At 48.0% G+C, this 23,409-nt stretch carries 24 protein-coding genes and 2 tRNA genes; 13 read left to right on the top strand and 13 right to left on the bottom strand.

Features of this window, described 5'->3' with window-relative positions; translation table 11 throughout:
* Positions 1 to 56: 56 nt before the first annotated feature.
* On the bottom strand, positions 57 to 1,436 hold the full coding sequence (locus BUB73_RS08010; RefSeq protein ID WP_073284923.1) for an aminopeptidase P family protein: 1,380 nt from the start codon (positions 1,434 to 1,436) through the stop codon (positions 57 to 59).
* A gap of 112 nt (positions 1,437 to 1,548) precedes the next feature.
* Here BUB73_RS08010 and BUB73_RS08005 point away from each other — a divergent pair, with 112 nt between their 5' ends.
* The 6 genes from BUB73_RS08005 to BUB73_RS07980 all read left to right on the top strand — a co-directional run bounded on the left by BUB73_RS08005 (position 1,549) and on the right by BUB73_RS07980 (position 6,074).
* On the top strand, positions 1,549 to 1,854 hold the full coding sequence (locus BUB73_RS08005) for a hypothetical protein (RefSeq protein ID WP_073161095.1): 306 nt from the start codon (positions 1,549 to 1,551) through the stop codon (positions 1,852 to 1,854).
* 16 nt (positions 1,855 to 1,870) lie between these two features.
* Entirely contained in the window at positions 1,871 to 2,845 is a 975-nt protein-coding gene (locus BUB73_RS08000; protein ID WP_073160996.1) for a PhoH family protein, read from the top strand.
* A 16-nt stretch (positions 2,846 to 2,861) separates the two neighbouring features.
* Positions 2,862 to 5,147: an HD family phosphohydrolase gene (locus BUB73_RS07995; RefSeq protein WP_073284921.1), complete on the top strand. Its 2,286-nt coding sequence runs from the start codon at positions 2,862 to 2,864 to the stop codon at positions 5,145 to 5,147.
* 532 nt (positions 5,148 to 5,679) lie between these two features.
* On the top strand, positions 5,680 to 5,880 hold the full coding sequence (locus tag BUB73_RS07990; RefSeq protein WP_073237252.1) for a hypothetical protein: 201 nt from the start codon (positions 5,680 to 5,682) through the stop codon (positions 5,878 to 5,880).
* Positions 5,881 to 5,898: 18 nt separating this feature from the next.
* Positions 5,899 to 5,973: transfer RNA gene (locus BUB73_RS07985), tRNA-Val, on the top strand.
* A 25-nt stretch (positions 5,974 to 5,998) separates the two neighbouring features.
* Positions 5,999 to 6,074 (top strand) — tRNA-Asp (locus BUB73_RS07980).
* Between the two features lie 314 nt (positions 6,075 to 6,388).
* On the opposite strand, the gene BUB73_RS07975 is transcribed toward BUB73_RS07980, so the two are convergent.
* The gene (locus BUB73_RS07975; protein WP_139259158.1) at positions 6,389 to 7,576 is read right to left on the bottom strand and encodes an RICIN domain-containing protein; all 1,188 of its coding nucleotides are present in this window, start codon (positions 7,574 to 7,576) and stop codon (positions 6,389 to 6,391) included.
* Positions 7,577 to 7,723: 147 nt separating this feature from the next.
* Between BUB73_RS07975 and BUB73_RS07970 the strand changes: the two genes are divergently transcribed.
* From BUB73_RS07970 to BUB73_RS07960, 3 genes are all read left to right on the top strand, one after another.
* Positions 7,724 to 8,125 (top strand): DUF4398 domain-containing protein, encoded by a 402-nt coding sequence (locus BUB73_RS07970; protein WP_073160991.1) that lies wholly within the window; start codon positions 7,724 to 7,726, stop codon positions 8,123 to 8,125.
* Positions 8,125 to 9,246 (top strand): OmpA family protein, encoded by a 1,122-nt coding sequence (locus BUB73_RS17680; RefSeq protein ID WP_254795016.1) that lies wholly within the window; start codon positions 8,125 to 8,127, stop codon positions 9,244 to 9,246. Before BUB73_RS07970 ends, BUB73_RS17680 begins: the two co-directional genes overlap by 1 nt.
* Before the next feature lie 111 nt (positions 9,247 to 9,357).
* Positions 9,358 to 10,356, top strand: a complete 999-nt coding sequence (locus tag BUB73_RS07960; protein ID WP_073237255.1) for a class II fructose-bisphosphate aldolase — start codon at positions 9,358 to 9,360, stop codon at positions 10,354 to 10,356.
* 262 nt (positions 10,357 to 10,618) lie between these two features.
* On the opposite strand, the gene BUB73_RS07955 is transcribed toward BUB73_RS07960, so the two are convergent.
* Positions 10,619 to 10,882 carry a hypothetical protein gene (locus BUB73_RS07955; RefSeq protein ID WP_143395192.1) on the bottom strand — a complete coding sequence of 88 codons (264 nt, stop codon included), beginning with the start codon at positions 10,880 to 10,882 and terminating at the stop codon, positions 10,619 to 10,621.
* Positions 10,883 to 11,045: 163 nt separating this feature from the next.
* Between BUB73_RS07955 and BUB73_RS07950 the strand changes: the two genes are divergently transcribed.
* From BUB73_RS07950 to BUB73_RS07935, 4 genes are all read left to right on the top strand, one after another.
* Entirely contained in the window at positions 11,046 to 11,396 is a 351-nt protein-coding gene (locus BUB73_RS07950; protein ID WP_073284915.1) for a DUF3990 domain-containing protein, read from the top strand.
* On the top strand, positions 11,389 to 11,826 hold the full coding sequence (locus tag BUB73_RS07945; RefSeq protein ID WP_073160983.1) for a hypothetical protein: 438 nt from the start codon (positions 11,389 to 11,391) through the stop codon (positions 11,824 to 11,826). Before BUB73_RS07950 ends, BUB73_RS07945 begins: the two co-directional genes overlap by 8 nt.
* Positions 11,827 to 11,965: 139 nt before the next feature.
* Positions 11,966 to 12,163, top strand: coding sequence for a hypothetical protein (locus tag BUB73_RS07940; RefSeq protein ID WP_073160981.1), 198 nt, complete (start codon positions 11,966 to 11,968; stop codon positions 12,161 to 12,163).
* Positions 12,160 to 12,750, top strand: a complete 591-nt coding sequence (locus BUB73_RS07935; RefSeq protein WP_073284913.1) for a zeta toxin family protein — start codon at positions 12,160 to 12,162, stop codon at positions 12,748 to 12,750. The genes BUB73_RS07940 and BUB73_RS07935 overlap by 4 nt, the downstream gene beginning before the upstream one ends.
* 82 nt (positions 12,751 to 12,832) lie before the next feature.
* On the opposite strand, the gene BUB73_RS07930 is transcribed toward BUB73_RS07935, so the two are convergent.
* The 10 genes from BUB73_RS07930 to cimA all read right to left on the bottom strand — a co-directional run bounded on the left by BUB73_RS07930 (position 12,833) and on the right by cimA (position 23,362).
* The gene (locus BUB73_RS07930) at positions 12,833 to 13,117 is read right to left on the bottom strand and encodes a hypothetical protein (RefSeq protein ID WP_175552197.1); all 285 of its coding nucleotides are present in this window, start codon (positions 13,115 to 13,117) and stop codon (positions 12,833 to 12,835) included.
* A 135-nt stretch (positions 13,118 to 13,252) separates the two neighbouring features.
* The gene (locus tag BUB73_RS07925) at positions 13,253 to 14,062 is read right to left on the bottom strand and encodes an RHS repeat-associated core domain-containing protein (RefSeq protein WP_083539695.1); all 810 of its coding nucleotides are present in this window, start codon (positions 14,060 to 14,062) and stop codon (positions 13,253 to 13,255) included.
* Between the two features lie 43 nt (positions 14,063 to 14,105).
* Positions 14,106 to 14,393 (bottom strand): hypothetical protein, encoded by a 288-nt coding sequence (locus tag BUB73_RS07920; protein WP_073160973.1) that lies wholly within the window; start codon positions 14,391 to 14,393, stop codon positions 14,106 to 14,108.
* Entirely contained in the window at positions 14,390 to 15,724 is a 1,335-nt protein-coding gene (locus BUB73_RS07915; RefSeq protein ID WP_073284907.1) for an RHS repeat-associated core domain-containing protein, read from the bottom strand. The genes BUB73_RS07920 and BUB73_RS07915 overlap by 4 nt, the downstream gene beginning before the upstream one ends.
* 69 nt (positions 15,725 to 15,793) lie before the next feature.
* Complete coding sequence (locus BUB73_RS07910) at positions 15,794 to 16,240, bottom strand: hypothetical protein (RefSeq protein WP_088658771.1); 447 nt, start codon at positions 16,238 to 16,240, stop codon at positions 15,794 to 15,796.
* A 1-nt stretch (position 16,241) separates the two neighbouring features.
* Complete coding sequence (locus tag BUB73_RS07905) at positions 16,242 to 17,381, bottom strand: RHS repeat domain-containing protein (RefSeq protein WP_073284902.1); 1,140 nt, start codon at positions 17,379 to 17,381, stop codon at positions 16,242 to 16,244.
* 344 nt (positions 17,382 to 17,725) lie between these two features.
* Entirely contained in the window at positions 17,726 to 18,292 is a 567-nt protein-coding gene (locus BUB73_RS07900) for a hypothetical protein (RefSeq protein ID WP_175552196.1), read from the bottom strand.
* A gap of 60 nt (positions 18,293 to 18,352) precedes the next feature.
* Positions 18,353 to 20,269, bottom strand: a complete 1,917-nt coding sequence (locus tag BUB73_RS07895) for an RHS repeat-associated core domain-containing protein (RefSeq protein ID WP_073284897.1) — start codon at positions 20,267 to 20,269, stop codon at positions 18,353 to 18,355.
* A gap of 238 nt (positions 20,270 to 20,507) precedes the next feature.
* Positions 20,508 to 21,797: a histidinol dehydrogenase gene (gene hisD / locus BUB73_RS07890; protein ID WP_073284894.1), complete on the bottom strand. Its 1,290-nt coding sequence runs from the start codon at positions 21,795 to 21,797 to the stop codon at positions 20,508 to 20,510.
* Positions 21,788 to 23,362 (bottom strand): citramalate synthase, encoded by a 1,575-nt coding sequence (gene cimA, locus BUB73_RS07885; protein ID WP_073284891.1) that lies wholly within the window; start codon positions 23,360 to 23,362, stop codon positions 21,788 to 21,790. The genes hisD and cimA overlap by 10 nt, the downstream gene beginning before the upstream one ends.
* Positions 23,363 to 23,409 lie beyond the last annotated feature (47 nt).

Below are 23,409 nucleotides of genomic sequence, written 5' to 3'. Positions count from 1 at the left end.
AATAAAAAAGAGCCGAAAATAGATTCGGCTCCTAAATCTAAAAAATTTGATATTCCCTATTTAATGAGGGATTCCAAATCCTTTACAGTTTTGGGGATATTTTCAGAAAGGTTACGGAAGCCCTTTTCTGTAATCAGCAGGTCGTCTTCGATGCGTATACCGATCTTCTCGTGGAACTTCTTTCCTCCGATATTTGCCCAAAATTCGCCATAAAGGCCAGGTTCGCAAGAAATCAGCATCCCCGGTTCCAGCACCACTTCCAGGGAACGGGTACCCGGTTCACCTTCATGGATCTGTTCGCCGATAAAATGGCTTACCCCATGGGGGCGGCGGTCATAAAGCAACTTGAACTTGCCCTTTGCGCCTTTCACAAGACGTTCATCCAGAGCATCCATGATGAAATCCCAGGGAATATTTCCGATTTCCTTGAGGCTTACGCCGGGGCGTACCGACTTCTGGTATTCCGTCTGGGCGTCCAGTACGATTTCGTACAACATTTTCTGCAACGGGTTGAACTTGCCGTTAACAGGAAGGGTGCGACTCAAGTCACTATGCAGGGAATTGTAGCGGATTCCGAAATCCAGGAGCACCAGGTCGCCATCCTGCAGCGGTTCATCCTTCTTGACATAGTGGAGGCAGCAGGCATTTGCGCCACCGGCCACAATGGTCGGGAAAGCCAAATCACCGTCGCTACGTTTTTGCATCTCATAGTCCAGCAAAAGGCCCAGCTGACGTTCATTCTTCAAGCTAGACATCTGGCCTAGCACTGCGCGGAATGCCTGGTCCGTAATGTTCTGGGCCACGCAGGCATCAGAAATGCGTTCCTTTTCCAGAGGCAGTCTCAGTTTCCAGTGAAGGCTAGCGGCACTCTTCAGCTTAAATCCCTTCAAACTCTCGCTGGCCAGGGCCTTCTTCATCTCCTTTCGGAACTGGTCGTTATGGTCATCGGGCCACTTTTCAAAATAGAACGCATAGGCGAAACCGGGATTGGGTTTCTTGCGGGCTCGCTCCACCACCGTATCCCAAAGTTCATCCAGGGGGCGAACGTCCTTGAAACCGGTCACCTTCTGCACATCGCGGTCCCCTTCCACATAGCCGAGACGTTTGCCGTTCCAGAATTCCTTGAAAGGATCCTTTTCAGGTACGAACAGGATTTCGGCCCCGTCCCTGGGGTCAAGCAGCAGATAGCACCCGGCCTGGTTGATTCCGGTCAAGTAAAGGAAGGCGGGTTCCTGGATCATCTTGTTCCAGGTTTGCACAAAGGCTTCTTCGCCACCCGGTTCCATGGGCATTCCGGCGATAACGCAGAAGGAATCCAGTTCCCTGAGCATGGCCTCCCGGCGTTTTTTGTAAAGGTTTCTGGAATTGTAGTCCTTAGAGGATATAAAAACTTGGGAATAAGGGTCGCAAACAGATTTTTTTTCGTTTAAAGACATTCTGAACCTCAAAATCATTCATTTTTGCCACAAAATTTACGTTTTTCACATTCTTTTCGCCACAAAATATTATACATTTAGGCCATCACAGACCAAAATGGAGCCTGAACAAATGAAATTTTTTAAGAATTGGAAGTTGATTGTTGCAGCTATGACTGTTGCTATGTTTACCGCTTGCGCTGGTTCTAACGGTGGCAGCGACGATGAATACGAAGATGATTCCGATTCCCCGGCTGCAGTCCAGGGCGGCAGCAAGAAGAAGGCCGCTCCCAAGGAAGTAATCGACGAAAACAAGCTGAAGAAGACCGAACAGGAAGCTACCGCTCTCACCGAAGAGAACCACAAGCTCCGTAAGGAAATCTTCGAAGCCAAGAACAAGCTGGGTATGTCTACTGCAGACGACTCCGCCGCCGAATAATTGGCAAGAACATTGAATGAGCGAAATCAAGCGCTATTCCCTATCTGATGACCTGAAACGTACGATTTCAGGCGAGAATGAAGCGGTTTTCCGATTACTGGAGAGCCGTTTTTCTGTTGAGATACAGACCCGCCTGCCGGGGCTGACTATTATCGCCAAGGATCTGGATGAACACGGCAAGCCTGTACAGGGCGACATTGCCGGTGTTTTTGCCGTACTGGACCAGCTGAAGATGGCTGCCCGAAATGGCGGTGCAATCGGAGCTAGACAGGTGGAACGTCTTCTGGGACCCGTCGAACTGGGCGAACCTATGGACAATTCCATCCCCAGCACCCCCGTCTTCCGAAATCGCTTCGGTGTTTCCGTGTTTGCAAAGACCCAGGCTCAGGCCGAACTGGTGAAGGCGGTCGAACATAACGACGTCATTTTCGCCAAGGGGCCCGCTGGTACCGGCAAGACTTTCCTGGCTGTCACTCTGGCAGTGGCAAGCCTTGAACGCCATGAAGCCGAGCGCATCTGCCTGGTGCGCCCCGCCGTAGAAGCAGGTGAATCCTTGGGCTTTTTACCTGGCGACCTTAAAGAAAAGATTGCCCCGTATCTGCGCCCCATTCACGATAGTCTGGCCGAACTGCTCCCCGCAGAAAAGCTTCGCCGTTACGAAGAAACAGGCGCTATTGAAGTGGCTCCCCTCGCCTACATGCGCGGTCGAACCCTCAAGCGAGCCTTCATCATTCTTGATGAGGCCCAGAATACCACTCCCGAACAAATGAAGATGTTCCTGACCCGTCTGGGCCCTCACAGTAAGGCGATTATTACTGGCGATGCCACCCAGGTCGACTTGGCCAAGGGGCAAAAGTCAGGGTTGGTTCACGCTATGGATATTCTCAAGGGAATCCGGGGAATCGCTCAGGTTGACTTTACCGCCACCGACGTCCTTCGCCATCACCTTGTAAAAGACATCCTCCTCGCCTATCAGCAAAAAGAACGCTAAAAGGACTTTATAGAACATGACGAAAAAGCAGCTGAAAATTCACCTTATTATCGGTTGGGTTCTCGTTGTAGCCACCGCCATTTTCCTCTTCCCCGACAAGAACATCGCCCTCCAGGCAGAACGTCCCCGTCTGGGTCAGGTTAGCCCCCGCACCATTGTGGCACCTATCAATTTCGAAGTGCCTAAGTCCCAGCAGGAAATTGAATCCGAAAAGGCTCGTGCAGCAGACAAAGTAAACGCCATTTTCGAGTTCAACAACGACGAAACCAACCGCGTGTACGAAGACCTGAAGGTGTTCCTGCACAAGTTGGCTCAGTACGGTTCCCTCCAGGCCCAGATTTCCCAGGCCAGTTCTTCCGAGGGTGGCGATTCCACCGTGCAGGTCAAGGTGGTTCAGGCATCCCGTGTCTATGAAATCGTAAAGCAGAGAATTTCCACTTCTGCCATCAAGCCCTTGAGCCAGAACGCCAAGGCCCGCGATTCCTTGCTTTCTGTGTTCAATCAGATTCTGCAGAAGGGTATTTCCAACACTTTGTTGGCAAGCTCCGAAACTGCAGCCCAGCTCTATAAGGACAATTACAATCTGCAGGATCTCAAGAGCATTATCTACAGCAAGCCCAACATCACCTTGCTCAAGAATAATGAAACATCCACCGTAGAAGTGGCGAACATTCAGCCTCTCCGCCGCCGCATCGACGAAGCATTCGCCCAGCTGCAAATGAGTTTCCCCAATGAACAGGGGCTCCTTAGCGCCTTCTATGAAACGTTGTTTGTTTTCATGATGCCCAACGTTTTCTATCTAGAAAAAGAAACTATGGCCAGCCGCGAAGAAGCTCGCAACAAGGTGACCCTCATTAAGGGCATGGTTCCCCGCGGCATGGAAATCGTGACTCAGGGCGCTCCCATTACCAAGGAAATTCTTGAAAAGATTGACGCACTTCAGCAGGCTCAACAGAAGGAAGAAAATTCCAAGACCTTTACCGCTATTTACGGTAACGCCTTGGTGTTTGTCATCATCATCACCATGTTCTTCCTGTTCTTCCTGAATATTCCCTCCCGCACCATGTTCAAGGACGCCCGCCAGCTTTGGAGTTTCACCTCGCTGGTCCTTCTGCAGCTGGTCGCTTTCTGGATTGTCCACAATCTTTCTGGAACGTTGAACCGGTCTGAATTGACTATCTTGCCCGAAAATTTTGACTTCATGTGGTTGTACCCGTTTGCATTGTCTCCTGTTATGGCGACCGTGCTTTTTGACCGCCGTCTGGGATTTGCCTTCAGCGCATTCTCGGCTCTTATTTTTGGTGTGCTGAACGGTTATGACCTTGCTGCTGCCATTTGCGCCTTCAGCGTGACCTTTGGCGCTACCTACCCTCTTGCTAGAATGCGCTATCGCGTTCAGTTTGTGTGGGGTATCCTTTCTGGCGTTATTGCCATGGCTGCAGCAATCTGCGTCATCTTCCTCCTGCGTAACCGTCTTTCCTTTGAAGCCTTCTACCAGAACATGATTGTCGGCGGCATGAACGTGATCATCTGTTCTTCCTTGGCCTCGGTGCTTTTGATCCATTTGATTGAACGAGTCTTTGGTATTACGACGGTTTTGACGCTTATGGAAATGTCTGACTTTAATCGTCCCGCATTAAAGCGCATCTCTGAAATCGCACCGGGTACGTTCCACCACAGCATTCAGGTTTCTAACCTGGCCGAAAAGGTTGCCAATAGTATCGGCGCAAATTCTCTGTTGGTCCGCGTCATGGCTCTTTACCACGATATCGGAAAAACCATGCGCCCTGAATACTTTACCGAAAATCAGAAGCAAGGTGTGAATCCCCATAACAACATTGACCCGGCTCAATCTGTTAAGATTATCGTGGAGCATGTGGAACAGGGTGCTAGCCTTGCCAAGGAATACAATATTCCTGACTTGGTGGCTGCCGGTATTCGCGAACACCACGGATCCTCTGAAATCAAGTTCTTCTACCACAAGGCGAAGGAACTGGCTGCAGAAAGTGGAGCGCAGGTCAACATCAAGGATTACAGCTACAAGGGTCCCAAGCCCCAGAGCAAGGAAACCGCAATCCTTATGCTGGCAGACATCATCGAAGCAACCAGCCGATCTATGACTGATACCTCCCCCGAAGCTCTGACCGCCATGATTCATAACACCATCGAAGGTCGATTCATGGAAGGTCAGTTCAACGAATGTAACTTGTCTGTGAAGGAACTGTTCAAGCTGGAACAGGCTTTCCTCACCAGCCTCGACGGAACATACCACACCCGAGTCAAGTATCCGGGACAGAAGTAGCGGATAGGTTAAAGCGTATAGTTTAAAGTTTAAAGGATAAAGGAGCCGTGGGCGATTAGCTGACGGCTCTTTTTTAGTGAACAGTGGATAGTGAACAGTGGATAGTGAAGAGCGGGTGTCATCCCGAGCGAAACGAAGTGGAGTCGAGGGATCTTGTGATGTAGATTTGATTTATGAGATACGAGCTGTGAGTAATGAGCTGTGAGCGATGAGTAAGGCGCCTTCGGCGCGATTATCTAGCCCAAAGGAGCCGCAGGCTCCGTCCTCATACCTCAAACCTCATACCTAACTTAGGCGCCTTCGGTGCGATTATCTAGCCCAAAGGAGCCGCAGGCTCCGTCCTCATACCTCAAACCTCATACCTAACTTAGGCGCCTTCGGTGCGATTATCTAGCCCAAAGGAGCCGCAGGCTCCGTCCTCATACCTCAAACCTCATACCTAAAAAATTTCACTTTTTTTCTCTTTCTCCCTTGACAAATATTTTTGCTTTTGTATATTTGGCTTCGTAATCGTGAAACGGTAGGAAACACAATGACAAAAAAGAATCTTGTTCTTATTGCTCTTGGAGTTATCTTGCTGGCAGTCGGTTTCATCTGCCTCGCTACTGGCCCTGCAGAAAACCCGATTTCCCTTACGGTTGCACCTCTTATTCTCTGTCTCGCCTACTTGGTGATTATCCCTCTGGGAATTCTCTTGAAAGGCAAGAAAGAAGATAAGAACGACGTTCAGTAATTCTGAACACACCCATTCGGGCGATTAGCTCAGCTGGTTCAGAGCGTCTGCCTTACAAGCAGAATGTCAGCGGTTCGAATCCGTTATCGCCCACTACCAATAAAACGGAAACGTTTTTGGGGTGGTAGCTCAATTTTGGTTAGAGCACCGGCCTGTCACGCCGGAGGTTGCGAGTTCAAGCCTCGTCTATCCCGCGAAAAAGACCTTCTCTTTTGAGAAGGTCTTTTCGTTTGTTGAACGTAGTGAAACGAACCAAATTCACCCTTCTCTTTTGAGAAGGTCTTTTCGTTTGTTGAACGTAGTGAAACAAACCAAGCCTCCCCGCTCAACGTCATGCTGAACCATGTCATGCTGAACTTGTTTCAGCATCTCAACATCTCAGCATCTCAACACCCCACCTGTATCCCCCTCAGTCCCGCCTCACGAAAAAAGCCTCCCGCAGGAGGCCCTTCGCTTGATCATTTGCGTCATCATCGCACTTGATCTTCAGCGTCCAAAGATTTTACTATCAGAATACTATACGGAACTTTTCCTGTTTGCGGTTCTTCTTTACAGACCTACCCATCACATCAAAAGATCTTGAAGTTAGCATTACGTTCAGCGGTTTGGCAACCACCCGTCCTGCGGACTGTCCGATAGACTCCACGTTAGACGAATCCTTTTCAGACGGATCCACAACCGTAGTATCTGTCGTCGAAGTATCCGCAACCAGGGTGTCACCGCCTGTAGAACCTTCTTCCACCTGGTCAAGCACCCAGACGCCAGATTCAATACTGCGGCTACGTTCGTCCTGGACAACGTTCTTTTCGGACGGCAACAGGTAAAGCTTGCTCTTGTAATTTTGCAGGTAATAAGCGTTAGAATTGCCTACCGGCGCAGATTCCAGCACATAACGCTGATGGGCACCGGCATTCCAGGAATAGGTACTCAGAACGACGCCTGCCGCGGTGGATTCATTAGGCACGTCAATGACGCGGTCGCCAAATTCAAAACGGTAGGTAACGGGGCTGTCCCCGATGCTCCAGATTTTCGCCACCGTTCCAGCGGCGGAGCAGTCCATCATCTCAAGGCCATTGCTTGCCGTAATGCCCATGCACTTATCGTCGGACATATACCTTACGCGGGCCTCCATAAAGAACTTCTCCTTAAAGATGTCCTGGTACATGGCTTCTACAATCTGGCAATGGATAATCAAATCCTCTTCGGAGTGAAGTTCTGAATCGTAATTCAGACCGTATGGCCAGAAATGCTGGGAATCGCCCTTGAGAACGGCGGTGGGATCCCCCGTCAGTTCCTTCAGCTTGGCCTGTGCGGTTTCGCCCTGAAAGACGCCGTCCTTAAGCATGGCGGTGTACTCGCTGGTGGTGCCCATACCCATGGTGTGACCCATTTCGTGCATGGCCGTGCGCACCTTCATGTAGGAGCGGTTCGATCCGAAGCGCATGGTGCCGTTATAGCTGGCGTCGGCGGTTTGCACACCCGTGTTATAATAGACCTCGATGTGCTTGGTCATATGGGTGTACTTGTTGTACATGTACACCGCGGAATCCATGGCGGCAGCAATATGCTCGTAGGCATCCAATTCATCGTCAGACGGATTCGCCACCTTGTTCAGGTGATAATCCACCTTGGCGAAAGCCCCGGACGACAAGAAAAAAAGGCCCGAAACAAAGGCCGAAACAAAAATTCGATTCATAACAACTCCGCCACCATACACCACCCCAAAATCTACTTTCATGCATATATTATCGCAAGTAAAAAACTTTTTTTTGTGATATACTGCGCACATAAACCGCATATTTTATAATTTAAAGACAAAATTTCAAATATAGGAGTGAGCCTAATGAAGGCTAAAGTTATAGTATGCAGCCTAAGCCTGGCTGCTTTCGCCGCACTCACAGGATGTGCAGGAAACCATGGTCCACTGAACAATTCCATAGGTAAGACCGAGGCCACGATGGCTGTGGCCCGCGAAAACAGCGTCAACCCCACCGCCACTGCAAGCGCCACCGCCAAGATTGATTCCGCCAGGGTTCTAAAAGAAGCCGGCGAAGATGAGCAGGCTCAGGTTCTTCTTGAACAGAGTGAACTTGAATTGCTGTTGGCAATTGCTACTAGCGAACGCGATGCCGCCAAGGCCGAAGACCAGAAGGTTGAAGCCGATTTGCGAGCCGACGTAGAACGTAAGCTCCTCTACCAGAGCATTCTCGACAAGGAAACCAATAAGGAAGGAGCAGCCAAGTAATGAACAAGAAAATTTTAGCACTGGGTATTCTGGCTGCATCCATGAGTTTTGCCGCCGAAGCTGATGTCGCAAGTCAGCCCTCCCCCACCGCTTCCGAAGTTTGTGAAGCCGCCCTCCAGGACACCAAGGCTTCTGCACCGGCAAACGCTATTTCTGCAAAGCTTACCCTCGCCCACGCCTACGGCACCCTCAACGAATTGAAGGCTGTAGAAATTGACGACCTGAATTCCGAACAGATTCCCCCATTGGCCGCTAAGTGCCAAAAGTACGTCGAAATCGCCAAGATGCAGGCCGAAACCCAGACCTTGCGCAACCATATCGCAGAAAACTGGCAGAAACGCGCCGCCACAAACCGCTCCATCGAAGCCATCCAGGAACAGATCGCCAACGCCCGCAGCGGCAAGATGTCTAGCCTGGCCGCCGACCTCGAAGCAGAAAAGGCCCGCCTAGCCCAGTCTAACGAAGATGCCAAGCGTCAGCAGGAACGTCTCCAGGCAGAAATGCAGCAGAACCAGGAAAAGTTCCAGGCAGAAGCTGCAGCCCAGGAAGCCGCCCTGAAGGCCGCCAGCGAACGTGAAGCGGAACTGCAGAAGCAGCAGGCCGAACTCCAGAAGAAGCTGGCCGAAGAACAGGCCGCCCTGGAAGCCGAAAAGAAGGCTCTTGCCGAAGAACGTGCCAAGGCTGAAGCCCGCCAGCAGGATGCCATGAACAAGCTGAACGAACTCCAGTCCAAGCTGATCCAGGTATCCAAGGACGCCCGCGGCATTATACTTTCTATGTCCGACATCCTGTTTGACGTGAACAAGGCCACCCTCAAGTCCGATTTGAAGACCAGCCTGGCCAAGGTCGCCGGTATTCTCTCCGTATACCAGCAGTTTAACGTGTCTATCGAAGGTAACACCGACAATACCGGTTCCGAAGAGCATAACATGAAGCTCTCTCAGCAGCGAGCCGACAACGTGATGAACTTCCTGGTCGAACAGGGTATCGAAGCCGGCCGTCTGACCGCCAAGGGCCTGGGCATGAGCATGCCTATCGCCGACAATTCCACCAAGGAAGGCCGCCAGAAGAATCGCCGCGTTGACCTGGTTATCCAGGACAAGGCCCTGCAGGCTCAATAAATCACATATTTTGGCGGGAAACGTTTCCAAAATGGCTCAAATTTTCTAAATTCTCGCCTGTAATCTTAAACCGGCGGCGCAAGTCGCCATTACAAAAACAAGAGGTAAAAAATGGCAGTTTCTTATAAGGAACTCGGCTTGGTTAACACCAAGGAAATGTTTGCTAAGGCTGTTGCTGGTGGCTATGCTATCCCGGCTTTCAACTTCAACACCATGGAACAGATGCAGGCTATCGTTCAGGCTTCCGTCAAGCAGAAGTCTCCGGTCATCATGCAGGTTTCTAAGGGTGCTCGTAACTATGCAAACGGCACCATCCTCCGCTACATGGCTCAGGGTGCTGTTGAATACGCCAAGGAACTCGGCTGCGCAAATCCGCAGATCGTTCTCCACCTCGACCACGGTGACTCCTTCGAACTGTGCAAGGACTGCATCGACAACGGTTTCTCTTCCGTTATGATCGACGGTTCTCACCTCCCGTACGAAGAAAACATCGCCCTCACCAAGAAGGTTGTTGAATACGCTCACGCTCACGACGTTACCGTCGAAGCTGAACTCGGTGTTCTCGCCGGTGTTGAAGACGAAGTTTCCGCTGAAGAATCTCACTACACCAAGCCGGAAGAAGTCGTTGACTTCGCTACCCGTACCGGTTGCGACTCCCTCGCTATCTCCATCGGTACCTCTCACGGTGCTTACAAGTTCAAGCCGGAACAGTGCACTCGCAACGCTGACGGCATCCTGGTTCCGCCTCCCCTGGCATTCGACGTTCTCGAAGCCATCGAAAAGCAGCTCCCGGGCTTCCCCATCGTTCTCCACGGTTCTTCTTCCGTTCCTCAGGACGAAGTTAAGACCATCAACGAAAACGGCGGTAAGCTCCCCGATGCAGTTGGTATTCCGGAAGAACAGCTCCGCAAGGCTTCCAAGTCTGCAGTTTGCAAGATCAACATCGACTCCGACAGCCGTCTCGCTATGACTGCTGCAGTTCGCAAGTACTTCAACGAACACCCGGATCACTTCGACCCGCGTCAGTACCTGAAGCCGGCTCGCGAAAACATGCAGAAGATGTACGAACACAAGATCGTCGACGTTCTTGGTTCTAACGACAAGCTTTAATAGTTAGCGAGCACCGCTCGCTTAACTAAAAAGTTGAAAAGGTCACTTGGTTTCTAACCAAGTGGCCTTTTTTCACAAAGAGACCGCTCGAGCAAATCCGCGGGTTTATAAAACCTCCGGTAGCTCTCGCTCTCAAAAAGGCGCTCGGTTCCACCGAGTGCCTTTTTTTTCACAAACTGTGCCGTGGGACACGATTTTCACCACGAATAATAGAATCAGCATAACTTAATGGCGGTTCAAAGCAAGCTCGTCCAAACGAGCCCTAAACTTTATGATGGATAAACAGATTGCATTCTGCATATAAGTTTATAGACAACTGCGCATGGCCACCACGGTGGTTCTTGAGATACCATTCGAATTTAGGATTGAATATGCTCCAGTCGGTCGGCTTTCCATTTTCGTCGAGAGTCGTCGATGGCACTACTGGTGCCGAGGCGTCCTCGGGCATGTAGCGGCCCAGGCCCTGCGGCATGTTGACGTCTCCAGCGTCCATATTGCCAATACTGCAAACTCGTGTGCTTTCCATCCTGAACTCCACCGGCATTCCTCTCCAATCATAGGAAATTTTCATGCGTTTGTGAATAGTGCGTTCAAAAATTCACTAAACACCTATCTTTTGAACGATTTTATGTCATGAAACAAGATCTGACTGACGAATTTTTACAAAAAATTTTATCTATATTGGGGTTATGCAGATTTTCCATGGAAGTACACAAATTGTTGAGCATCCAGAAGTAAGAGTCTCAAAGTACAACAAAGACTTTTATTTCGGTTTTTACTGCACTTCCATCGAACAACAGGCGATCCGATGGGCGACTCGATTTGGTGAAGGCTTTGTGAACGTCCATGATTATAAAGAAGACCCTTCTCTAAATATTCTAAGATTTGAAAAGATGACCGACGAATGGTTGGACTTTATCGTCGCCTGCAGACAAGGCGTCAAACACGATTACGACGTTACAACACACCAGATTTGCTTTAGCACCCAGAACGCAATTAGTTCATTGACCTTTGTAACAGCGAGGGAAGTTCATGATTAAGAATACAGCTTTATTCTATACATGCAGCCTCATTGAGTACATTGGACGAATAACGAAGAACGAGCGATCTCGTGTTGTTGAACTACTCGGAAAAGATGTCGACCGAATTTACAATTATCAAGATGTATTTCACTGCGAACCCATCGAAAAAGTGGCCGACGACTTTATTGTCAGGAACAACATACCATTGGGATCATTTGACAATATAGCCAGCTGCAAATACACAGTGCCCGACTATTGGGACATCGGGGATGTCTTCGCACGTCTTGTAGAAGACAACTTTGCTCAAAAAGACTCCATTTCTGGAATCAAAGAAATTTTCAGGTCCTGGCTTGCGGCAAAGATTTCAAACTACAATTCCGACTTGTTTTACCAATCTCGAGAATATATCGACGCGTGCTACAAGAACGGAGAAATTTTGGCTGCATAATCACCTGCCGGAACCGTCGTACGCGACTTACTTTCCATCCTGAACTCCACCGGCATTCCTCTCCAATCACAGGAAATTTTCAGGGATTTGGACAAAACGACGTATTAACTCATCACATTTTTTTCATATATTTACAGACATGGCAGACGAAGAATTGAAAAAATACAGGCTATCATCCATGGAGGAGCCTTCCGACGAAATGCTGGAAGCCCTTATGGAAAAGGTCGGTGCAGCAGCACGTGAATCCTCCCGCAAGGCAGAAGAGGCTATGGATCGTATGCGTGCAGAAGTCGCTTCAAATATCGCCCAGAAAAAATCACGTCTTGGTTTGCTATGAGCGAAAAGAAACCGACACTATGCATTGTTGCCGGTCCAAACGGTTCCGGAAAGACTACTACGACCATTCAGTTGCTGGAAAATGAATGGGCAGCCGATAGCGTCTATATCAACCCGGACAACATCGCCCAAGAAATGTTCGGAAACTGGAATTCCCCCGAAGCAGTGCTAAAAGCAGCTCAGCATTCTACCGAACTTCGCTACAAATGCCTTGAAGAAAAGAAAAACTTCGTCTTTGAGACCGTTTTTTCCTCAGACGAGAAGCTTGAATTCATACGCAAGGCAAAAGACGCAGGATTCTTCATACGATTTTTCTTTGTATGCACAGAAAAGCCGTCAATTAACGTTCTTCGTGTAACAAACCGTTTCCTCACAGGCGGCCACGAAGTCCCTATTTCTAAAATCGTGACCCGCTACTACAAGTCACTAGCGAATGCTGCCGTCGCAATCTCCATAGTAGACAGAGCTTACATCTACGACAATTCCGTCGACAATCAGTTGCCTAAGCTGATTTGCAGAATGGTTGACGGAGCCTTGTATAAGCAGTACGCCGAGATATTGCCCAATTGGGTTCAGGAACTGCTGTAATCAAGGCACTGTAACCCTAGGACATTCTTGTAATTTTAAAAGGCCGCACCAATGAAGGCGCGACCCTTGTTTGTAGTGATAGTTATGGTTTTTCCTTAAGAGTATTACGCTTGACCATTGTTGTTTCTGAATCTTTTTTATTCACCTTTAATTTTTTCATATTTTCATCAAACAAATCATCCTCAGGATTATGAATAAAATCATGATTTAAATACTTATCCATTAAAATGAATTTCTCATCACGAGGTTTATTCATCAAAGCTCTGTCAAACTCATCATCATGTTCGTAATCAAATAATGTTCCACTTTTCATTTGTGCCGATACAACATCTGCATTTGTTTTCCAACCATGAGAATGCATCAACACAAATATCAACCAAAAGAAAAACGGCGGAACAAAAGACCAAACACAAATCTTTGGACATGGATCAAAGATGAGAATGTACGTTACCGAAAAAAAGACATATGCCAAAATATATAAGATACACCTTTTCATATCAAATCACTCTTTTTCAACTATAATGTCACCAACATCAACCCTACCACCGCCAAGACCTTCCGCAAACTCTTCTGCAGCACGTTGTGTCGGGAATGAATTACAATCTCCTCCATTGTTACAATTTGCGAAGCTGTTGTTAAAATCTTCAATAAAAGCTTCATCATCGGCTTTTGAATACAAATCTGAAGCACCAAGCAAGGCATCAAAAGCATTTAAGCCGACGGCCATTGTCTTTCCAACAGCTGCTGATCCTTCAATAATAATTCTTTCCGTAACATGCTGAACTCCGGCTTCTCCTATTCCAATAGAAGCTCCACCAAGTCGATTTGTTCCCCCTGTAACAAATCCTTTTGTAGCGCCATATAAAGCAGTCGATCCTCCAACAAAAGCAGCTGCTGCCGTACCTGTTGTCAAAAGATATGCACCAACAATGGAAGCTGCAGCAACAGCAAAGTCTCTTATCACCCATCCGACAGTAGCTTCGCTATAGCTCATTGGACGAATCTTATAAGATCCCCCTCGTTGCCTTACCATATAATTGCCCTTATTGTCAACACTTGAAATCGGATTCACTCCATTCCCCGCATACAGATACGGACTAGCAAACTGACGAGCCGGATCCACACTCACCCACAATCCGAGCATGGGGTCGAGATATCTTGCGCCGAAGTAGTTCAGCTCGGTTTCGTCGTCGCGTTCCTTGCCTGTAAACGTTTCCGTCACCTTATCGGCGGGTTCCATCAAGTCCACCTGCTCGCCAAATGGCGGACAGCAATTAGCAACTTGTTGCTTAAAAAAGGACAACGGATACATTTAAGGGGTGCACCAAAAAAATACTAATCAATATTCAACCCAATTATTTCTTTTCATTTTCCTTCCCATATCGAACTAATTCATAAAAAAATCTAGACATATTAAATAGAAAAACTAAAGAAGTTGTGTAAATACTAATTCCTTCAGCAATTCTGGAATCGTTCATACAAGCTCCTAAAAATGCTGGACCAAAAAAAGAAAAACAAAAAACGGGGCCTACTAGTATTTGTAAAAAAAAATGCCAAAACTTACGATTTTTAGTTTTATTCAACGCCGAAACATGTATTTGAAACACAACAGTAAAAGGAATACTTGCAATAAAATAAATCATTCGGCAAATTCCTTATTCCATTCTGACGTTGTACATTGGTCAAGAACGAATCCAGCAGCACCACCAACAGCACCACCGATAGCTTCCGCAGAGGAAGGAGCAACATAGCCCGCAGGAGCAGCTCCACCCAATAATTCTGTAGCACCAGCGCCCATCATTGCTCCGAACGCAGTTGTCACGAACCCTTTAGTAAAATCTTCAGCAACTTTATCTCCATCAAAACCTTCAAGTTTTTCTGACCCTAGAATTTCAGCAAATGCCGTTGAGCCACCACTAGTTAATCCTCCAACAAGACCACCTAAAAGTGTAGCCTTAAGAAGACCTCCATTGATACCCACAGCTCCGGCAGCAACATAGGCGCCATACGTAACCACGCCTACAATAGTTTCTGTCACGGGATTGTAATTCTCTCCACTAACTCGCCTATATTCAGCCTGAGCATCCCACGATGCAGCAACACCTGTCCCAACACCAACCAACAAACCAAAAGGATTAAAGGCTTTCCCATCATCATCCACCCCATTCACGGGATTCACTCCATTCCCCGCATACAAATACGGGCTTGCGAATTGTCGCTTGGGGTCCACGCTTGTCCACAATCCGAGCATAGGATCCAGGTATCTTGCGCCGAAGTAATTCAGCTCGGTCTCGTCGTCGCGTTCCTTGCCTGTAAACGTTTCCGTCACCTTATCGGCGGGTTCCATGAGGGAGACCTGCTCGCCGAATGCACGGTAATCGTAGGCGGCCTGCACACCACCCTTGTAGCCAGAAAAATAGGTGTCGTTGTAGGCGGAGGTTCCGTATACGAGCATAGTGCTTCCGAGATGATTCTTGAGAAACCATTCAAATTTTGCGCTGGGGATGTATCCCGCGAGTTGCATCTTGTCGACACCATAGAAGGGATCCGTGGCATCTTCCACGCCGTAGCGGCCGAGGCCCTGGGGCATGTTCACCACAACCTTTGTTTCGCTGGGAGAGCCGTTGTGGAAACTTTCGCGGACCTCGGTGCCGATGCCTGTGTAGTGGGTCACGAGTTCACGTTCCCAGTCGGCGGCGTATGTTCGCTCGGATGTCGCGCCAGAGGATGTCTCGGAAATGCACGCCTTGCGCTCACGGGTCTTGGACACGCGCCTGCCGGAGCCGTCGTATGCCATCAGCACCCTGACACTGTCCCTGCTGCAACTACGCGTAGGTTGAGACCCATCGTCTGCTCTCGTTTCCATCCTGAATTCCACCGGCATACCTCTCCAATCATAGGAAATTTTGAGGTTCTTGGATTTGTCCTCGATGAGATTCCCCTCGGAATCGTAGACGAAGTTATCGGTTACCACTTATTAGCTTTGCTTTTTTCAAGTTACGGTTTGGCATCACTGTTTTATTTATTCTAGAGAAATACAATTTTACTTGGTCAATTCCGGTCTTATTTTTTTTACACGGATGTCGTAATTCTTTTTATAAGCTTCTACACCCATTAGATTTTTCTTTAATGAAGGGATAGAATCTATTGGAATAAAAATATTACGATCTTCTCTGTAAAGATTTACATATTTTTCAATAAAATACACCTGTTTTCCACATAAAATGAACCCAAACAATGATGGTTTATTTTTTTGAAGTAAATATGTTTTCCCAAATGACTGTTCAATATCAGAACATACCTGATTACTGAAAACATTTTTTTTCCATTTTGTCGAATTATCTGATGAATCGTATTGAATAACAAACGATTCAACAAACGATTCATTCAAATATCGTATTCCATCATTTGTCAAAGGAATTCTATCTTGCAAAAAGACATCACAACTGGCATATATATAAATAGGGAGAAAAAACAACAACTTTTTCATTTTACTCCGGAAGTTCATCAGAATGTTCTACGTAAACAGGTTCACCACCATGATTAAAGCGAATAGACTCCCCCAATTTTTCTGCAGCCCATGACTCAGGACCTTCGATAACCCGCCGTTCTTCTTTATTATCATATTGGTCATCGTTTTCCAGAAACCTTTTCATATACAACGAAGGATTTTTCAAAAAGCCTTTTGCATGAAATCCTTCATGTAAAACTCCTAGAGCAGGACTCTGTGTACCCTCAGGAAAAACCAAAGCCTCATTAGGATTCCAATTTATAACAATTGCTTTCATATAATCATCATAGTCTATTGTAGAACCTTCTCCATTAGCCGCCTTTGCAATATAGATTTTTTCTGGTCTTTTTTGAAGCCATGCGAATGTTCCCGACACGCCCCCTTTATTCAAATATTGGATTGCTGTAGAAAATTCATTTTTAAAATTTTGATTACTCCGTACTGAAGGATGATAAAAAACTTTATTTCCATCGGGGTCAATTACATTCACTGGGTTCACGCCATTTCCGGCATACAGATACGGACTACTAAACTGACGAGCCGGATCCACACTAATCCACAATCCAAGCATTGGATCCAGATATCTTGCGCCGAAGTAGTTCAGCTCGGTTTCGTCGTCGCGTTCCTTGCCTGTAAACGTTTCCGTCACTTTTTCAGCGGGTTCCGAGAGCGTTATCTGCTCGCCGAAGGCGCGGTAGTCGTAGGCAGCCTTTGATGAACCTAGGTCAACAAAACCAGCATCATCGACGGTCTGCGTTCCATAGACCAGCATTGTAGAGCCAATGTGGTTCTTGAGGAACCATTCAAAGGATGCTTGTGTATTTTCATTGGCACTTTTGGCAACATAGGAATCAGAATAACGTTCCACGCCGTAGCGGCCCAGGCCCTGGGGCATATTCACGACGACATCCGGCTTGGGAGATGCAGAACGGCGCATGGCTTCGCGCACCTCGGTGCCGATGCCGGTGTAGTGCGTCACATGGTCAAGGTACCAGTAGCCGAACTGATCGTCCTTGGCGTAGCGAGTCTTCGAGATGCGGCGGCCCGAGCCGTCGTAAGCCATCAGGAGCTTGTAGTCCTTGGAGTTGTCACCTGTTTCATGTAGGAATTCGACCGGCATACTTCTCCAATCATAGGAAATTTTCAGTTGCTCATAGACTTTTTTCGGCTAAAAATTACAATTATCACATCAATTCGGCGAGCACAACATTTGACACCAAACAATGAACGCAATTAACCAAACAAGAACCAGCCACGACTTTCTTGGTAAATATCGAATATGCACATTTATCGTTTCAATAAACAAGGCTACAGCCGAAACAACCAAAAACAGAATGACAAAGCAACGTATTACCCAAATCAAGCTAAAACAATCAAAAGAAGCGTCCAAAAAAAAATGTTGAATTTCAATCACAGCCTCGACGCACAGCGATAAAATACACAGGATTGACAATATTTTTGATGTCATTTTCGCCCCCTATCTACAAAACAAGCCGAATTCTTCACGTACAATTCATTTAAATCAAACCGATTTAATTTCTTGAACACAACTTTTTTCGAAAAGGGTTGTTCATCAACTCGAATACTATCAATTCGACCATCCTCATTGTTCAAATAATAAAAGACAGTATACTCATTGGGCTTATCGAAAACGAAAAACTCCAAACCAGGCGATTGTTGGAAGGGAACCAGAACAGATATTAACGGATGATATCCATTCCTATCTTTATACGCAAGCCCCCATTCATCCCTAACATCTCGATCGCCGCGATAATAATATTGCAAGCCATCAATTTTTTTCGGTTTTTTGTAATGATATATTTTTCTCCCTTCGATTTCACAAAAGGAAAGTTGACCATCAGCGTTTTGAGATTTCAATAGAGTATAAGGCTGTCCCTCAGAATATTCAGGTCTGCTACACATGCCTAAAAAAAGGACATTTGCCAGCGTAAATAAAACCACACCTAATTTAGTGAAATTTTCCCAAAATAAATAAACATTGCTGCTAAAATTTTCAAACATTTTTTTCACTATAATTTCTCTCTACGGGAACTATACAAGGTATTTTTCATCCTTTAAAAAACACTTATTTTAGCGAGGTTTTCCAAAATCACGAGAATAGCCCCAATCCTGCATTGATCGACTTGTATAATCTTCACAAGTTCCTCTACCGACACCACATCCAATGGCCCCATAGATTTGCATTTTTCTTCCCTGCTTTGACAAAGCGCCCCATCCAGCAGCTGCATCGGAAGCCACATGCATTCCTAGCCAAGTTAAACCATACTGATACGATGCAACACCACCCCACAAAGCATTGCCGGCATCACGAGCGGTCATTATCGTACCATTTACAATTCCAACGGTATTTTCAGCGCCTTTATAGAACTGTGATTTAAAATCATATAATCCTCCTGAGCCCCATTCTCTGAATTCGGTCCATTTATTTTCATTAAACCAGGAATTCATCATTACATTTGCATTAGAGTTCATTCCGAAATCAAAAGATTCTCCCACCACATCAAAATCAATTCCATTACTCTTTGCGTAGAAATAACTACCTTGAGCGGGTTCTGCAAACACTTCTTGACGGCCATCAAAATAATTCAAATAAGCTAAAGCGGACCCCTCAGAATTATACTGCATTTCCGTAATTTCATTGCCTTCGCCGAGAAAGATATGCGTTTCATTCCCATCTGGGTCAATCGCTCCAATCGGATTCACGCCGTTCCCTGCATACAGATACGGGCTTGCAAATTGTCTTGCAGGATCCACGCTTGTCCACATTCCGAGCATTGGATCCAGATATCTTGCGCCGAAGTAGTTCAGATCGGTTTCGTCATCTAATTCCTTGCCGGTGAAGTTCTCGGTCACCTTGTCGGTGGGTTCCGCGAGGGAGACCTGCTCGCCGAAGGCGCGGTAGTCGTAGGCGGCCTTCACGCCACCCTTGTAGCCTGAATTGAACGGGTCGTTGTAGGCGGAGGAGCCGTACACGAGCATAGTGCTTCCGAGATGATTCTTGAGAAACCATTCGAATTTTGCGCTGGGGATGTAACCCGCCAGCTTATCCTTGTCGATTCCCTTGAAGGGATCCGTGGCATCTTCCACGCCGTAGCGGCCGAGGCCCTGGGGCATGTTCACCACAACCTTTGTTTCGCTGGGAGAGCCGTTGTGGAAACTTTCGCGGACCTCGGTGCCGATGCCTGTGTAGTGGGTCACGAGTTCACGTTCCCAGTCGGCGGCGTATGTTCGCTCGGATGTCGCGCCAGAGGATGTCTCGGAAATGCACGCCTTGCGCTCACGGGTCTTGGACACGCGCCTGCCGGAGCCGTCGTATGCCATCAGCACCCTGACACTGTCCCTGCTGCAACTACGCGTATTCTCAAGTACGTTTCCTGATTTGCTTTCCATCCTGAACTCCACCGGCATACCTCTCCAATCATAGGAAATTTTGAGGTTCTTGGATTTGTCCTCGATGAGATTACCTTCCGCATCGTAAACAAAGTTCTCGGAAGCACTCATATCGCGGTTTGCAGCAGACATTCCGCCCATGCCACCGGAGACCTTCTCGAGACGGTTCGTGTTTGCATAGTAGCCGTACTCACCGCCGGTAGCGCCATCACCCCCGCGACCCTGGCCGCGGCGCTGGCTTACAATTCGGCCCTGTTCATCATACTTAAAGTATTCATTGAACATATCCTGTTCAGAATCCTCCACAGACGTGAGACGGTTCATGAAGTCGTACACGTACTTGCTACTACGTTTTTGTTCCCCATTAGCAGCAAGTTCATGAACCATGTAGCTGATGTTACCGTTGTACTGAGGAACGCAATTGTGGTTGCCACAGTCTTCATAGTAGAGTTCTTCTTCAAATAGCTTCTTCCCGTCAGCATTTTTCGCAGTGGCTGTTTTTACAGCACCCGAGATATGGTAGGTATAATCAATTGTAACATTGTTGCCAAGCCTTACGGTCTTAACATTTCCTGTAGGGTAATATGCATAGGACACAAGTTCCGTAGACAGTGATGCACCATTCTTGACGAAAATAGATGAAATTCTTCCCAGACGATCATAGACATACTGGTCCGAAACGGCACGATTCTTGGCATAAATGTTTAAGCCGTAAGGATACTTTTCTGATTTTTGCGATTTTATTCAGTTATGCAACGAAAAAGCCGAGATGAACATCTCGGTTTTAAAAGTTTTTCTTTATTCAAGAAATTTATTCTAAAGAAGCGGCGTTGAACTAAAGGCGCTTCAGCACAGCCTGTGCGTGATGGTAGAAGCCTTCTTCCATTGCAACAGCGGCAATTGCCTTGGCGTTCTTCTTGATGGCCTTTTCGCTGTAGCGGATGATGGACATACGCTTCAGGAAGTCGTATACGCCGAGAGGGCTGAAGAAGCGACCAGTGCCATTGGTAGGCAGCACATGGTTAGGGCCGGCAAAGTAGTCACCCACCGGTTCAGAAGACCAGTGACCAATGAACACGGCTCCAGCGTTTTCAATCTGGGCAGCCATGGATTCCGCTTCGTCGGTCATGACTTCGAGATGTTCCGGAGCAATCTTGTTTGCAATGGCAACACCATCGAACCAGTCCTTTACCACCAGGATGCGACCGAAGTTGTCCAGCACCTTTTGGAGCAGTTCCTTCTTGGGGCTGTTTTCAACCTGGACGTCTACGCAAGCAGAAATCATCTGGGCGGTTTCCATGTCGTCGGTAATGCAGATGGCAGCTTCGAAACCGGAACCGTGTTCAGCCTGGGAAAGCAGGTCTGCGGCAACGAAGTCCGGATCGGCAGTCTTGTCGGCCATGACGAGAACTTCGGAAGGACCAGCCACCATGTCGATGTCTACGACACCGAAGACTTCCTTCTTGGCGACGGCGGCGAAAACGTTACCCGGGCCCACAATCTTGTCGACGCGTTCAACGATAGTCTTGCCCTTGGCGTCCTTGGCACCGTAAGCCAACAGGCCGATAGCCTGAGCGCCACCGATGTGGTAGACTTCGGTAATGCCCAACTGCTGCAGCACGAAAGCCACGGCGCGGTTGATTTCACCCTTGATGGGGGTCACCACAACGATATCCTGAACACCGGCAACGAGAGCGGGCACTGCGTTCATGATCACGGTGCTGGGGTAAATGCCTGCGCCACCGGGAACATAAAGGCCCACGCGCTTCATGGGGCGGATGCGCTGACCAAGAACAACGCCGTCCTTACCTTCCATGAGCCAGGATTCTTCCATCTGGTTCTGGTGGAAATCGCGAACGTTCTTGATGGCCTGCTTGAGAGCCTTCTGCAAATCGGCAGGGCACTTGGCGGCAGACTTTGCAATTTCCTTTTCGGAAACGCGGATGTTCTTGCGTTCAAGGCCATCGAACTTCTGAGCGTATTCTACAGCCTTGGCGTAGCCGCCCTTCTTGATGTCGGCAAGGATATCTACAACCTTGTTATAAATTTCGCGGCTGGGAGCAACTTCACGACCGCAAATGCGTTCAATTTCCTTAGAATTAGGAGTAGCCTTAACTATTTGCATTTCTTAGTTTCCTTCAAAATCTTGTAGCACAGACCGTCCATCAAGGCAAGCCAGCTGGCTTCGATGATGTTGGTGCTGACACCTGCCACATTCCAATGTTCCTTGTCGTCACCGAAGGTTGTCCACACGCGGACCAGTGCGTCGGAACCGACGGAAGAACCCAGAACGCGGACCTTAAAGTCGTCCAGGCGGACCTTGGCCATATACGGGAAGAACGGGAGCAATGCCTTACGCAGCGCTGCATCCAGAGCGTTCACAGGACCGTCGCCTTCGCTCACCTGATGGCTGATCTTGTCTCCAATCTTCAGCTTGACGCTGGCCTGGGAAACAGACACACCTTGCGGGGTCTTGTCTTCGGTGACGCGGTAGTTCATGAATTCAAAGGGTGCGGTGAACATGCCCAGCTGGCGATACACCAGCATCTTGAAGCTGGCTTCGGCGGAGTCGAAGTGCCAGCCGGCGTTTTCCTTTTCCTTGATGGCAAGCAAAAGCTTTGCCACCATGGGATCCTTCTTGTCGATGCCCGGCTTGATGGCCTTCAGCTTTTCAACAACCAGAGAGCCGCCAGCCTGATCGCTGGTGACGAATACGCGGTCGTTACCGATGGAATGGGGGTCCACATGTTCAAAACTGCGGGACACCTTCATGACGCCGTCGATGTGTGCTCCGCCCTTATGGGCAAAGGCAGCCTCGCCCACGTACGGAGCGCGGACATCGCTAGCCAGATTCACAATCTGGTCGACGCTGAGGAACAGCTTGCGAAGTCCAGCCATCTTCTTGGCGGCAAAGAACTTCACGCCCATCTTGAAGACCAGGTCTGCCATGATGGTGGTGAGGTTGGCGTTACCGCAGCGTTCGCCGTAACCGTTAATGACACCCTGAATCATGGATGCGCCGGACTTCACGGCGTAGATGCTGTTAGCCACAGCAAGGCCGGAGTCGTTGTGAACATGGATGCCCAGAGGTACGTCTACATGTTCCTTGACGGCTTCAAAAATTTCTTCCAGTTCCCAAGGCATGGTACCGCCGTTGGTATCGCACAGAACGATAAAGTCTGCACCACCGAGAGCGGCAGCCTTCAAAGTTTCGATGGCATATTCAGGATTGGCCTTATAACCGTCGAAGAAATGTTCGGCGTCGTAAATAACTTCCTTGGAATGTTCCTTCAGGAATTCGATGGAAGACTGGATCATGTCCAGGTTTTCTTCCAGAGTAGTATGAATGACTTCTGTAACGTGAAGGTCCCAGCTCTTACCGAAGATGGTCTTTACTGGAGCTTCGGACTTCACCAATGCCTGGAGCAGCGGATCCTTTTCGGGAAGAATCTTCGGGCGGCGAGTGCTACCGAAAGCAGCGATCTTGGCGTGCTTCAGCTTCAGCTTCTTTACTTCGCGGAAGTATTCTTCGTCGGTGGGGTTGCTCGGGTTGGGCCAGCCGCCTTCAATGTAATCAATACCGAAAGAGTCAAGAATTCGAGTAATCTGGATTTTATCGGCCAGAGAGAGACTAATCTTGCGATCTTGATTGCCGTCGCGCAGCGTGGTGTCATAGATAAAGCATTTCATAAGTGCAGTAAATTTAGCAAAAAACTTTGTTTTTTTTCGATGTGTTC

This window comes from Fibrobacter sp. UWH6, assembly GCF_900142465.1.
In the GTDB taxonomy this organism is placed as follows: domain Bacteria; phylum Fibrobacterota; class Fibrobacteria; order Fibrobacterales; family Fibrobacteraceae; genus Fibrobacter.
The sequence above is the reverse complement of the archived record's forward strand: the minus strand, read 5'-3'. Positions and strand labels throughout refer to the sequence as shown.

Excerpts from the sequence above, each read along its gene's own strand:
- BUB73_RS08010 (WP_073284923.1), bottom strand. The coding sequence starts at position 1,436 with ATGTCTTTAAACGAAAAAAAATCTGTTTGCGACCCTTATTCCCAAGTT.
- BUB73_RS08005 (WP_073161095.1), top strand. The coding sequence starts at position 1,549 with ATGAAATTTTTTAAGAATTGGAAGTTGATTGTTGCAGCTATGACTGTT.
- BUB73_RS08000 (WP_073160996.1), top strand. The coding sequence starts at position 1,871 with ATGAGCGAAATCAAGCGCTATTCCCTATCTGATGACCTGAAACGTACG.
- BUB73_RS07995 (WP_073284921.1), top strand. The coding sequence starts at position 2,862 with ATGACGAAAAAGCAGCTGAAAATTCACCTTATTATCGGTTGGGTTCTC.
- BUB73_RS07990 (WP_073237252.1), top strand. The coding sequence starts at position 5,680 with ATGACAAAAAAGAATCTTGTTCTTATTGCTCTTGGAGTTATCTTGCTG.
- BUB73_RS07975 (WP_139259158.1), bottom strand. The coding sequence starts at position 7,576 with ATGAATCGAATTTTTGTTTCGGCCTTTGTTTCGGGCCTTTTTTTCTTG.
- BUB73_RS07970 (WP_073160991.1), top strand. The coding sequence starts at position 7,724 with ATGAAGGCTAAAGTTATAGTATGCAGCCTAAGCCTGGCTGCTTTCGCC.
- BUB73_RS17680 (WP_254795016.1), top strand. The coding sequence starts at position 8,125 with ATGAACAAGAAAATTTTAGCACTGGGTATTCTGGCTGCATCCATGAGT.
- BUB73_RS07960 (WP_073237255.1), top strand. The coding sequence starts at position 9,358 with ATGGCAGTTTCTTATAAGGAACTCGGCTTGGTTAACACCAAGGAAATG.
- BUB73_RS07955 (WP_143395192.1), bottom strand. The coding sequence starts at position 10,882 with ATGGAAAGCACACGAGTTTGCAGTATTGGCAATATGGACGCTGGAGAC.
- BUB73_RS07950 (WP_073284915.1), top strand. The coding sequence starts at position 11,046 with ATGCAGATTTTCCATGGAAGTACACAAATTGTTGAGCATCCAGAAGTA.
- BUB73_RS07945 (WP_073160983.1), top strand. The coding sequence starts at position 11,389 with ATGATTAAGAATACAGCTTTATTCTATACATGCAGCCTCATTGAGTAC.
- BUB73_RS07940 (WP_073160981.1), top strand. The coding sequence starts at position 11,966 with ATGGCAGACGAAGAATTGAAAAAATACAGGCTATCATCCATGGAGGAG.
- BUB73_RS07935 (WP_073284913.1), top strand. The coding sequence starts at position 12,160 with ATGAGCGAAAAGAAACCGACACTATGCATTGTTGCCGGTCCAAACGGT.
- BUB73_RS07925 (WP_083539695.1), bottom strand. The coding sequence starts at position 14,062 with ATGTATCCGTTGTCCTTTTTTAAGCAACAAGTTGCTAATTGCTGTCCG.
- BUB73_RS07920 (WP_073160973.1), bottom strand. The coding sequence starts at position 14,393 with ATGATTTATTTTATTGCAAGTATTCCTTTTACTGTTGTGTTTCAAATA.
- BUB73_RS07910 (WP_088658771.1), bottom strand. The coding sequence starts at position 16,240 with ATGAAAAAGTTGTTGTTTTTTCTCCCTATTTATATATATGCCAGTTGT.
- BUB73_RS07905 (WP_073284902.1), bottom strand. The coding sequence starts at position 17,381 with ATGCCGGTCGAATTCCTACATGAAACAGGTGACAACTCCAAGGACTAC.
- hisD (WP_073284894.1), bottom strand. The coding sequence starts at position 21,797 with ATGCAAATAGTTAAGGCTACTCCTAATTCTAAGGAAATTGAACGCATT.
- cimA (WP_073284891.1), bottom strand. The coding sequence starts at position 23,362 with ATGAAATGCTTTATCTATGACACCACGCTGCGCGACGGCAATCAAGAT.